Consider the following 12,912-nt stretch of genomic DNA (forward strand, 5'->3'; position numbering starts at 1 on the left):
CTTCTTGCCGACCGCCCCCTATCAATGGGTGGGGTTCGACAGGCTCGCCATTGATAGCTATGAGAGCCAAACATTATAAGCAGGGCAGATATGACCGACAAACCGACGATCAAGGACTGGCAGGAACTGGCTGACAAGGAAGTCAAGGGCCGTGACCTGACCTGGCACACCCCGGAAGGCATTGATGTCAAGCCGCTCTATACGGCGGAAGATGTCAGCGAAAAAGGCATCGATCCGGGACTGCCCGGCTTCGGCCCCTTCACCCGCGGCGTCAAGGCCAGCATGTATGCCGGACGGCCGTGGACGATCCGGCAATATGCGGGCTTCTCGACGGCCGAGGAATCCAATGCCTTTTACCGGCGCAATCTGGCGGCGGGGCAGAAGGGCCTGTCGGTGGCCTTCGACCTTGCCACCCACCGCGGCTATGACAGCGATCATCCGCGCGTGGTCGGCGATGTCGGCAAGGCCGGCGTGGCGATCGACAGCGTCGAGGACATGAAGATCCTGTTCGACCAGATCCCGCTCGACGAAATGTCGGTGTCGATGACGATGAACGGCGCGGTGATTCCGTGCCTCGCCTTCTACATCATCGCGGCGGAAGAGCAGGGCGTGTCGCAGGCACAACTTTCAGGGACCATCCAGAACGATATCCTGAAGGAGTTCATGGTCCGCAACACCTATATCTATCCGCCCGCGCCGAGCATGCGGATCATCTCCGACATCATTGGCTATACCTCTGAAAACATGCCGAGATTCAACAGCATCTCGATCAGCGGCTATCATATGCACGAGGCCGGAGCGACGGCCGTGCAGGAACTGGCCTTCACCATTGCCGATGGCCGGGAATATGCCCGGGAAGCCATGGCAACTGGGCTTGATATTGACGCTTTTGCAGGGCGTTTGAGCTTCTTCTTCGGAATTGGTATGAACTTCTTCATGGAAGTTGCCAAACTGCGCGCTGCGCGCAAACTTTGGCACCTTGTCATGACCGACCTCGGCGCCCAGTCCGAACGCTCCAAAACCCTGCGCACCCATTGCCAGACCTCCGGCGTCTCGCTGACCGAGCAGGACCCCTACAACAACGTGATCCGCACCACGGTTGAAGCCATGGCGGCGACCCTCGGCGGTACCCAGTCGCTCCACACCAACGCGCTCGACGAGGCGATCGCGCTGCCCACCGATTTTTCCGCGCGCATTGCCCGCAACACCCAGATCGTCCTGCAGGAAGAAGCCGGGATTACCAAGGTCGTCGATCCGCTGGGGGGCAGCTATTATGTCGAGGCGCTGACCGACGAACTGGTCGAAAGAGCCTGGGAGATCATCGAAAAGGTCGATGCCGAGGGTGGCATGGCGAAAGCGGTCGCCGATGGCTGGCCGAAGGCGATGATCGAGGAAGCGGCTGCCGGCCGCCAGGCCGCGGTCGACAAGGGCGATGCCGTGATCGTCGGGGTCAACAAATACCGCCGCGAAGCCGAAGATCCCATGGAAACGCTCGACATCGACAATGCCAAGGTCCGCCAGGGCCAGATCGCCCGGCTCGAGAAAATGCGCGCCAACCGCGACGAGGCCGCCTGCCAGAAGGCACTGCAAGCCCTGACCGATGGCGCCAGGGGCAATGGCAATGTGCTCGCGCTCGCCGTGGATGCGGCCCGCCAGCGTGCGTCGCTCGGTGAAATTTCCGACGCGATGGAAGCGGTCTTCGGCCGCTACGAAACCCGCCCGACCCCGGTCAAGGGCATTTACGGCAAGGCCTATGAAGGCAATGCCCGCTACGCGATGGTCATCGAAGGCGTCGATTCGGTATCGCAGCGGCTCGGTCGCAAGCCGAAGATCCTGGTCGCGAAAATGGGCCAGGACGGCCATGATCGCGGTGCCAATGTCGTGTCCAGCGCCTTCACCGACATGGGCTTCGATGTGATCTCCGGGCCCCTGTTCCAGACTCCGAAGGAAACTGCCGAGCTAGCCCTGTCGGAAGGGGTGGATGCGGTCGGAGCCTCCAGCTTGGCGGCGGGCCACAAGACCTTGATCCCCGAATTGATCAATCTGCTGAAGGAATCCGGGCGCAGCGATATCAAGGTTTTCGCCGGCGGCGTTATCCCTGCCAAGGACTATGAATTTCTGCGCAACAGCGGCGTCGTCGGAATCTATGGACCGGGCAGCAATATTGTGGAATGTGCCGCCGACATATTGAGACTGCTGGGGCACAACATGCCCCCCGAAGAGGAAGCTGCAGAATGAGTCTAGACGAAAATTTCAGTACCCCGGCGCAGGCCGGGACCCAGACGATTGCTCAGGACCATTCCGGACCCTGCCCTGCGGCAGGGAACGCGGTCCGCAACGACTGGACCCGCGAGGAGATTGCGGCATTGTTCGACCTGCCGTTCGACGACCTCGTCTTCCAGGCGGCCACCATCCACCGCGCCAATCACAAGCCGGGACATGTGCAGCTTTCGACTCTGCTGTCGATCAAGACCGGCGGCTGCCCGGAAGACTGCGGCTATTGCAACCAGTCGGCGGGCGCAAAATCCGGGCTGAAGGCGGAGAAACTGCTCGATGTCCGCACCGTGCTGCAATCGGCAGCGCAGGCCAAGGACCGCGGGTCATCGCGCTTCTGCATGGGTGCTGCCTGGCGCAATCCCAAGGATCGCGACATGCCGGCGATCATCGAGATGGTGCAGGGCGTCCGCCAGATGGGCATGGAAACCTGCATGACCTTGGGTATGCTGACCAAGGAACAGTCGAAGATGCTCGCCGAAGCGGGTCTCGACTATTATAACCACAATATCGACACCTCGCCCGAGCATTATGAGAAGGTGATCACCACCCGCACCTTCGGCGACCGGCTCGAGACGCTCGAAAATGTTCGCAACAGCGGCATCAACGTCTGTTCCGGCGGCATCGTCGGCATGGGCGAGACGCGCGAGGACCGCGTCGGTTTTGTCCACGCGCTGGCGACCCTGCCAAGGCATCCGGAGAGCGTGCCGGTGAATGCGCTGGTTCCGGTCAAGGGCACCGTGCTCGGCGATATGCTCGCCGACACGCCGCTGGCGAAGATCGACGATATCGGATTTGTCCGTACCATCGCTGTAGCCCGGATCACCATGCCGGCCTCGATGGTCCGCCTGTCCGCCGGCCGCGAAAGCATGTCGGAGAGCACGCAGGCCCTGTGCTTTCTCGCGGGTGCCAACAGCATATTCACCGGTGACAAGCTGCTGACCACCGGCAATGCCGGTGACGACGCGGACGAAGCGATGTTCAAGAAACTGGGTCTGGTGCCGATGGCAGCAGAGCCGAGGGATGATGTGCTGGAGGCTGCTGAGTGAAATCAAACCCCGCGTTGGGCTGCTTCTTATTGGGCGTCACAATGTTACCATTTGTTCTCTATGCGATGGCAATGGCAGCGATGGGGGATTGTCCTGGCGTGGATCAAAATGATTGTATGGCGGAAACTACAAGACGAATTTTATTTTTTGGAGCTCCAGCGTTCGCAATTGCGATACTCGTGTTTTACATTTACCGATCTCAAAAAGGTGACGAATAAAAGTGTTTAAAAAAATCCTGATCGCAAACCGCGGCGAAATCGCCTGCCGGGTCATCCGTACCGCCCAGAAAATGGGGATCAAGACGGTTGCCGTCTATTCCGACGCCGACGCGCGCAGCCCGCATGTCAAGATGGCGGACGAGGCCGTGCATATCGGGCCGTCGCCCGCCGGCGAATCCTATCTGGTCGCCGAGAAGATCATCCAGGCGTGCAAGGACACCGGCGCGGAAGCCGTGCATCCGGGCTATGGCTTCCTGTCCGAGCGGACCAGATTTGCCCAGGAACTGGACGACAATGGCATCGCCTTCATCGGCCCCCCGATCAACGCCATCGCCGCCATGGGCGACAAGATCGAGTCCAAGAAACTGGCCGAGAAAGCCGGCGTTAGCGTCGTACCGGGCCATATCGGTGAGATTGACGACACCGAACATGCCGTGCGCATCGCTTCCGAAATCGGCTATCCGGTGATGATGAAGGCCAGCGCCGGCGGCGGCGGCAAGGGCATGCGCCTCGCCTGGAACGAGAAGGACGTCCGTGAAGGCTTCGAGGCAACCAAGCGCGAGGGCCTCGCCAGCTTCGGCGACGACCGCGTGTTCATCGAGAAATTCATCGAGCAGCCGCGCCATATCGAGATCCAGATACTCGGCGACAAGCATGGCAATGTGATTTACCTGGGCGAGCGCGAATGTTCGATTCAGCGTCGCCACCAGAAGGTCGTCGAGGAAGCGCCGTCGCCCTTCGTCGATCCCGAAATGCGCAAGAAGATGGGCGAACAGGCCGTCGCGTTGTCGCAGGCCGTGGGCTATTACAGCGCGGGTACGGTCGAACTGATCGTCGGCGCGGACAAGAGCTTCTATTTTCTCGAAATGAACACCCGGCTGCAGGTCGAGCATCCTGTGACTGAATATATCACCGGTCTCGATCTGGTCGAACAGATGATCCGCGTCGCCTATGGCGAGAAACTGCCCCTGACCCAGGACGCGGTCACGCTGACCGGCTGGGCGGTCGAGAACCGCGTCTATGCCGAGGATCCCTATCGCGGCTTCCTGCCGTCGACCGGTCGGCTGGTCAAATATCGTCCACCGGAAGCGGAAGAGGGCATCCGCGTGGACGACGGCGTCGCCGAGGGCGGCGAGGTCTCGATCTTCTACGATCCCATGATTGCGAAGCTGATCACCTATGGCGAGACCCGGATCGAGGCGATCGACCGCCAGATCGACGCGCTCAACCGGTTCGAGATCAAGGGACCCGGCCACAACATCGATTTCCTCTCCGCGCTGATGCAGCACGAGCGGTTCCGCGAAGGCAATATCACGACCAATTTCATCGCCGAGGAATATCCCGACGGTTTTCAGGGCGCGCCCGCGTCCGATGAACTGCTGCGCAATCTTGCCGCGATCGGTGCCTTTGCCGCGACCGCCCACGCCGACCGCGCCCGCCGCGTCGACAACCAGCTCGGCAAGCGCCTCGACCCGCCATCGGAATGGCAGGTCAAGATCGGCGACACCATCATCGACGTGTCGATCTCCGAAGAGGAAATCACCGTCGACGGTCAGGAAGTCGACCTGTCGACCGAATATACGCCGGGCGACAGCCTGATCCTTGCCGAAGTCGCCGGCAAGCCGCTTTCGGTCAAGATTGCCAAGACCGCCAACGGCTTCGCGCTCAACAGCCACGGTGCCACCCACAAGGCGCGCATCCTGCCCGCCCATGTCGCGCAGCATGCGGTCCACATGATCGAGAAAATCCCGCCCGATCTGTCCAAGTTTCTGCTTTGCCCGATGCCCGGCCTGCTGGTCGCGCTGCATGTTGCAGAAGGCGATGCCGTGGTCGAGGGCCAGCCGCTGGCCGTTGTCGAAGCGATGAAGATGGAGAATATCCTGCGCGCCGAGAAGAATGGCGTGGTCAAATCGCTGGAGGCGGCACAAGGCGATAGCCTTGCGGTGGATGCCGTGATACTCGAACTGGAATAGACAGCCTTTGGGGAGGGCAATGGATGGCCGGTGACGTAGCAATGGCGGGGCAACGAGAGCCGACGTCGAAAGAAATCCGCCTGGTCATCGCCGCTTCGTCGGCGGGCACGATCTTCGAATGGTATGATTTCTTCATCTACGGCACGCTTGCTTCCCTGATCGGCGCCGCTTTTTTCCCTTCGGGAAACGAAACCCTGCAATTGCTGCTGGTCTGGGCCGGTTTTGCCATCGGCTTTGGCTTTCGCCCGCTCGGTGCCATCCTGTTCGGCTATCTCGGTGACAAGCTGGGTCGCAAATATACGTTTCTGGTAACGGTCACGCTGATGGGCATTGCCACTGCGGGGGTCGGCCTGATCCCGAGCGCCGCCAGCATCGGTATTGCCGCACCGATCATCGTCATCTCGCTGCGCATCCTGCAGGGGCTGGCGCTGGGCGGCGAATATGGCGGCGCCGCCATCTATGTTGCGGAACACGCACCACGGGAAAAGCGCGGCTTTTATACCAGCTTCATCCAGGCCAGCGTCGCCGGCGGTTTCGTGCTCAGCATCGCCGTGGTCCTGGCCTGCCGCTTCCTGATCCCGCCGGATGATTTTGCCGCATGGGGCTGGCGCCTGCCGTTCCTGCTGTCGATCATCCTGCTGGCGATTTCGCTCTGGATGCGCCTGAAGCTTTCCGAGAGCCCTGTGTTCAAGGCGATGAAGGAAGCGGGCGAAATGGCCGGCAACCCCTTCACCGAAAGCTTCACCTATCCCGGCAACAAGAAGCGGATATTCGTTGCACTGTTCGGCATCACCGGCGGTCTGACCACCATCTGGTATACGGCATTCTTCTCCGGTCTGTCCTTTTTGCGCGGACCGATGCGGGTGGATGACCTCACCGTTGAAATTCTGGTGTTCATCGCCGGCCTGCTCGCCATGTCCTTTTACCTGTTCGTCGGCAAATGGTCTGACAGGGTGGGACGGAAGAAACCGATCATCGTCGGCAATATCCTGATCCTGCTGCTGCTGTTTCCCAGCTTCTGGGCGCTCGGCAATCTCGCGAATCCGGGGCTATGGGACGCTGCCGAAACCGCACCGGTGCAGGTTGCCGGTCAGCAATGCAGTACCGATCCTTTTGCCGATCTGGTCGGCAGCAAGCCAAGCGATTGCGGAAAGATTCTCGAGGCGCTGACCGCCAGCGGGGTGCCTTATGATGTAGTGGAGAGCCAGCTCCTGCGGGTCACCGTCGGGGGCACGGAACTGCCCGTCGAAGATACGCTGACAGCCAGCACGGCCGACCGAAAACTGGAAATGGAATCCAGGCTCAGCGAATATGGCTATCAGTTTTCCGACCGTCAGCCCTCCTTTCTGGCGTTGGCGGGAATCGTCGGTATCCTGCTTCTGCTCGGCGCCTTGAGTGCTATGAATTACGGATCGGTTGCTGCGCTGCTGTCGGAAATGTTTCCGGCCAAGATCCGCTACAGCTCGATGTCGATACCCTATCACATCGGCGCTGGCTATTTCGGTGGCTTCCTGCCGCTGATTGCCGGCTATATCGTTGCAAGATCCGGTGACGTCTATGCCGGCCTCTGGTACACGTGGATTTTCGTTTTCATTGCGCTGGTGGTGGGCTGGTGGGGCATCCCCGATGATCCCGAAGCGGCGCTCGACGAAGACCGACAAAGGCCCTAACGCTCTTTTCATGAGTGATGCGCACATAACCATACCGGCCACCGCCCGAGTGCAGCTGGACAGCGCCGCGCTGGTGGCAAACTGGCAGGCCCTGAATCGCCTGTCCGGTACCGCCAAGGCAGGTGCTGCGGTGAAGGCCAATGGCTACGGGCTCGGCGCGCGCGGTGTTGTGCGCCATTTGCTCGCTGCCGGTTGCCAGGATTTTTTCGTCGCAAACTGGCAGGAAGCGCAGGAAATCGAGGATTTGACCGCCGGCAAGGCTTCGGTCTCCGTATTCAATGGCGTCCGATCTGTCGACATGCCGTTTGCCTCGCAGTCGCCCGCCAAGCCGGTGATCAACAGCCTCGAACAGCTGGAACGCTGGCGAGGGATGGGGCAAGTCTGTGACATCATGATCAACAGCGGCATGAATCGCCTCGGGATCAATCCGGAAGATCTCCAGCCGGGTATGCTTGATGGAATGGCAATCGACATGCTGATGAGCCACCTTGCCTCCGCCGACGAAGACGGACCCCAGAACGGCGCCCAGCTGGCCGTCTACAGGAGCGCCATGGAAATTGTTCCGCATCGGCGCGCCAGCTTGGCCAATAGCGCGGGTATCGCACTGGGCAGCGACTTTCATTTCGATGTCACGCGCCCCGGGCTCGCATTATATGGCGGTATCCAGCGCAAGGAACTGGGGGCCCATATCCGCCAGGTGGTTTTTCCCCAGGCCGAGATCCTCCAGATTCGCCAGCTCGAGCCAGGTGACCGGCTTGGCTATAATGCGCAATATGTTGCGGACCGGAAGCATGCTGCCGCCATCCTCGCGATGGGTTACGCCGATGGCTATTTGCGGGGTTTTTCCAATCGCGGGATCTTTCGTCACGAGAAGGTGGAGCTGCCGGTTCTCGGGCGCGTCTCGATGGACCTGATTGCGATCGACCTGAGCCGGGCGCCGGACTTGAACGAAGGGGACTGGGTCGATTGCGAATATGATCTGCAGGCCGCATCCGAACAGTCCGGACTGTCGCAATATGAACTGATCACCGGTCTCGGTCGTCGCGTTTCACGGCAGTGGATCTAGGCGGCAAGTACCCGATTGACGCAACTGCACAAACGAAAATTGCTGCGCAAAAATGCTGCACAACAACAGAAGTTGCGGCAATGCACAAATAGGTTTAGTGCTACTGCAACATTTTGATAATTCACGGGTAGACAATCTTGCGCAGTAGCGAGAATCTGACCCGTCGGGAGCTGACATGGCCAAGTCCAAGAATACCAATCCAGGCGATCCGATCATCATAAAGAAATATGCCAATCGTCGTCTCTACAATACGCAGACATCCAGTTACATCACCCTCGACTTTCTTGCCGAAATGACCCGCAGCGACCAGGACTTTGTCGTTGTCGATGCAAAAACGGGCGAAGATATTACCCACAATGTGCTGACGCAGATCATTGTCGATGAGGAAAGCAGCGGCAAGCAGATGCTTCCGGTGAAGTTTCTGCGCCAGTTGATCTCGATGTATGGCAACAGCATGCAGTCGCTGATGCCATCCTATCTCGAAGCGTCGATGGACAATTTCCGCAAGAACCAGAAGCAGTTCCAGGAAGCGGTCGAAGGCGCGCTGAACAAGAACCCGCTTGGCCAGATGGCGGTCAAGAACCAGAAACAGTTTCAGGAAGCGGTCGAAAATGCCCTGAAGGCTAGCCCCTTGGCGGGTGTGTTCGAGAAGGCCTTGAGCCTCGGCAACAACAGCAACAGCGATCCGCAGGATGGCGGGGATGAAAACTTGTCTGACAAGGATGCAGAGATCATCGCGCTGAAAAAACAGCTCGCCGACATTCAGTCCAAGATCGACAAGCTCGACAGCTGATTACCGGAACATATTAATCCGCAGGAAAACCAAGTGAAAAAAAATGCTCTTTCCATCACCCGCGCAGATGATTTTGCGGGATGGTACCAACAAGTAATTTCCGAAGCCGACCTTGCGGAAGAATCGGGCGTGCGCGGCTGCATGATCATGCGGCCATGGGGATATGGCATCTGGGAGCGCGTGCAGTATCTGATGGACCAGCGGATCAAGGCCACGGGCCATGAAAATTGCTATTTCCCGCTGTTCATTCCGCTCAGCTATTTTGCCAAGGAAGCCGAACATGTCGACGGTTTTGCCAAGGAAATGGCGGTCGTCACCCATCACCGGCTGATGAAGGGCGAGGACGGCGGCCTGGTCGTCGATCCCGATGCCAAGCTGGAAGAGCCGCTGGTCGTGCGGCCGACCTCGGAAACCGTGATCGGCACCGCCTTTGCCCGCTGGGTACAAAGCTGGCGCGACCTGCCGGTGATGATCAACCAGTGGGCCAATGTCGTTCGTTGGGAAATGCGCACCCGGATGTTCCTGCGGACCAGCGAATTTCTCTGGCAAGAAGGCCACACGGCGCACGCATCGAGCGCGGAGGCGATGGAAGAAACGCTGAACGCCCTGGAAATGTACCGGGAGTTTTCCGAAAATGTGCTGGCGATGCCGGTCGTTGCCGGAGAGAAGCCGGAGAACGAACGCTTTCCCGGTGCCGACGCGACCTATTCTATCGAGGCGATGATGCAGGACGGCAAGGCTTTGCAGGCCGGGACCAGCCACTTTCTCGGGCAGACCTTCAGCAAGGCCCAGAATATCCGCTTCCAGGACAAGGATGGTGAATTCCAGTTCGCCTATACAACCAGCTGGGGCACCTCCACCCGGATGATCGGCGGCGTCATCATGACCCATGGTGATGATGACGGCATGCGCGTCCCGCCGCTGATTGCGCCCTATCAGGTGGTGATCGTGCCGCTGTTGCGCGACAAGCCCGAGGATGAAGAGGTTCTGGAATATTGCAAGGCACTGGCCAAGGAGATCGCGGGGCTCAAGGCCTTTGATGAAGCCGTGCGCGTGAAACTCGACGTGAGCGGCGCCAAGACGCAGACCAAACGATGGTCCTGGGTCAAGAAGGGCGCGCCGATCATTCTCGAAATCGGTCCCCGGGACATGGCCGAGGGCAAGGTCGCGATGATCCGCAGGGATGCGCTGTACCAGGACAGCGGCAAGCTGGACACGAAATTTCTGGTCAGGGAAGAGTTCCTGCCCGAAATCCCGGCATTGCTCACCGAAATCCAGTCGGCCCTGCACGCAGAGGCGACCGAGCGGCTCCACCGCAACATCACCCGCGGTGTTGAACATTGGTCGGACGTCGAGCGCTTCTACAAGGAAAACAAGAAATATCCGGGGTGGCTCGAAGTGCAATGGTGCAAGGCTACGGGTGCCGAACTGGAAGCGATCGAGGAGCGGCTCAAGAAACTGAAGCTGACGTTCCGCAATGTGCCGCTGAATGCTGCGCCTGTGGACGGCAAGTGCCTGTTTACCGGCGAGCCCGCGGTCGAGCGGATCCTCATCGGCAAAGCATATTGATGGCCGGCCCGAGAAAGCCTCACAAACCGAAGCAGGTCCCGACCCGCAAGCAAATTCTCGACCTCATCGAGCGCTCCGAACAGCAGGTCGGCAAGCGCGAAATCGCCAAGGCTTTTGGCCTGCGCGGCTCGGACAAGATCGCGCTGAAAGCCTTGCTCAAGGATATGGCCGACGAAGGGCTGATCGACAGCACACCGGGAAGGGCATTTCACAAAATGGGCGGAATTCCTAAAGTCACCGTGCTCAAGATCGTCGAAATCGACGGCAACGAGGCAATCGGCATTCCCGAGAAATGGGAAGCGGAAAGCGCACCCGCACCGAAACTGCGGATCAAGGAAAAGGGCCGTCGGGCAGCACTGGCCATCGGTGACCGCATTCTGGCCCGGACCGAAGAGCGCGGGCAGGGCCATGTCGCCTTCCTGATGAAGAAGCTGGCCCAGACCAGCGAAATGCTGCTCGGCATCGTCGAGAAGGATGAAAAGAACCGCTACTGGTTGAAACCGGTCGACCGCAAGATCCGCCGCAGCACGCCGATCCTGGAGCTGGGCGACGCCGAGCCGGGCAATCTGGTGCTGGCCGAACCGCTGAAGCGCGGCTCCGAGGTGAAGGCGCGGGTCAAGGAGATATTGGGTGATCCGTTCGCGCCAAAGTCGTTCAGCCTGATCGCGATCCACAAGTTCGAGATCCCGCTGCATTTTCCCGAGGCCGTGATCGAGGAAGCCGAGCGGGCAACGAAATTGCCGGTATCGGAGGACAAGCGCGAGGATCTTCGGCATCTGCCGATTGTCGCGATCGACCCGGCTGATGCCCGCGACCATGATGACGCGATCTGGGCGGAGCCGGACGACAGCCCGGACAACAAGGGCGGGTTCAAGGCGCTGATCGCGATCGCCGACGTCTCCTATTACGTCCGCTCGGGCAGCAAGCTCGACCGCGAGGCCTACAAGCGCGGCAACAGCGTCTATTTTCCCGACCGTGTGGTGCCGATGCTGCCCGAAGCCTTGTCCACCGATGTCTGCTCGCTGAAGCAGGGTGTCGACCGGGCCTCGCTGGTCTGTCATGTCACCATCAATGCCAAGGGGCAGGTGATCGCCTCCCGCTTCACCCGCGCGATTGTCAGGCTGGCCGGCAATATCGCCTATGAGGATGCGCAGTCAGCGATCGACGGCAGGCTTGACCACCCGCTGAAAAAGAAAGCGCTCGAACCGCTCTGGGCCTGCTGGAAGCTGCTCGCAAAAGCGCGGGATGAACGCGAGCCGCTCAATCTCGATCTTCCCGAAAAGCGGGTGGTGCTCGACGACCAGGGCAAGATCGTCGAGATCGCGATTCGCGAACGGCTCGACGCGCACCGCGTGGTCGAGGATTATATGATCGTTGCCAATGTCGCGGCAGCGAAGATGCTGGAATCGAAAAAGTCACCCGTCATCTACCGCGTCCACGAAACGCCCTCGCGCGAGAAACTGATCGCGCTGAAGGACTATCTGAAGACCTTCGACATGAGCTTCGCCATGGGCCAGGTAATCAAGCCGGCGGTGTTCAACAACCTGATCGAGCAGGTCGACGACGAACTGCTGCTGCCGCTGGTCATGGAACAGATTCTCCGCAGCCAGACCCAGGCCTATTACGGCCATACCAACATGGGTCATTTCGGCCTGTCGCTCGGCAGCTACGCCCATTTCACCAGCCCGATCCGCCGCTATGCCGATCTGATCGTCCACCGCGCGCTGGTCAGTGCCTGCAAGCTCGAACAGCCGGAGCCGGACGACGAATCCATCCCTGCCTATTCGGGCCTGGGCAAGGAAGAAGCCGCGCGGCTCGAACTGATCTCGGAAAAAATCTCCAAACTGGAACGCCGGGCGATGAAGGCGGAATGGGAAACTGTTGATCGCTATATCTCCGCCCATCTCGCGGGCCGGGTCGGCGAAGTGGTGCATTGCCGGATCACCGGCGTCCAGAACTTCGGCTTCTTCGCCACCGTAGACGATCTCGGCGGCGATGGCCTCGTGCCGGTCCGCACGCTCGGCGCGGAGCGCTTTGACTATGACGAATCCAAACAGCAGCTGACCGGCATGGACAGCGGCACGACCTATAATATCGGCCAGAAGATCGACCTCCGGCTCGTCGAGGCCAATGCGGCCACCGGCAGCCTGCTGTTCGAGCTTCCCGAAGGGGCCAACCACATGCCGGGCCGACCGGCCCCGCGCCGCCCGGGCAAGGGCAAGCCGCATCGCAAGGGCAAGCCGGGAAAGCCCGCCAATGTCCGCGGCCATATGGGCAAGAAGCGGCGGAAATAGGAGCGG

8 protein-coding genes are annotated in these 12,912 nt (G+C 60.1%); all 8 read left to right on the plus strand.

Annotated features, from left to right (window positions below; translation table 11 throughout):
• The first annotated feature begins 90 nt into the window (after positions 1–90).
• Positions 91–2,238, plus strand: a complete 2,148-nt coding sequence (scpA, locus tag V7650_RS14805; protein ID WP_335657018.1) for a methylmalonyl-CoA mutase — start codon at positions 91–93, stop codon at positions 2,236–2,238.
• Complete coding sequence (gene bioB / locus V7650_RS14810; protein ID WP_335657019.1) at positions 2,235–3,323, plus strand: biotin synthase BioB; 1,089 nt, start codon at positions 2,235–2,237, stop codon at positions 3,321–3,323. The genes scpA and bioB overlap by 4 nt, the downstream gene beginning before the upstream one ends.
• Before the next feature lie 220 nt (positions 3,324–3,543).
• Positions 3,544–5,514, plus strand: a complete 1,971-nt coding sequence (locus V7650_RS14815; RefSeq protein WP_335657020.1) for an acetyl/propionyl/methylcrotonyl-CoA carboxylase subunit alpha — start codon at positions 3,544–3,546, stop codon at positions 5,512–5,514.
• Between the two features lie 23 nt (positions 5,515–5,537).
• The gene (locus V7650_RS14820; RefSeq protein ID WP_335657021.1) at positions 5,538–7,184 is read left to right on the plus strand and encodes an MFS transporter; all 1,647 of its coding nucleotides are present in this window, start codon (positions 5,538–5,540) and stop codon (positions 7,182–7,184) included.
• 10 nt (positions 7,185–7,194) lie between these two features.
• A complete protein-coding gene (gene alr / locus V7650_RS14825; RefSeq protein WP_335657022.1) occupies positions 7,195–8,250 on the plus strand; it encodes an alanine racemase in 1,056 nt (351 codons plus the stop codon).
• A gap of 175 nt (positions 8,251–8,425) precedes the next feature.
• Complete coding sequence (gene phaR / locus V7650_RS14830) at positions 8,426–9,043, plus strand: polyhydroxyalkanoate synthesis repressor PhaR (RefSeq protein WP_335657023.1); 618 nt, start codon at positions 8,426–8,428, stop codon at positions 9,041–9,043.
• 33 nt (positions 9,044–9,076) lie between these two features.
• The gene (gene proS / locus V7650_RS14835) at positions 9,077–10,612 is read left to right on the plus strand and encodes a proline--tRNA ligase (protein ID WP_335657024.1); all 1,536 of its coding nucleotides are present in this window, start codon (positions 9,077–9,079) and stop codon (positions 10,610–10,612) included.
• Positions 10,612–12,906, plus strand: a complete 2,295-nt coding sequence (gene rnr, locus V7650_RS14840) for a ribonuclease R (RefSeq protein ID WP_335657025.1) — start codon at positions 10,612–10,614, stop codon at positions 12,904–12,906. The genes proS and rnr overlap by 1 nt, the downstream gene beginning before the upstream one ends.
• Positions 12,907–12,912: the final 6 nt, after the last annotated feature.

This window comes from Parasphingorhabdus sp., assembly GCF_036964565.1.
Lineage (GTDB): Bacteria > Pseudomonadota > Alphaproteobacteria > Sphingomonadales > Sphingomonadaceae > Parasphingorhabdus.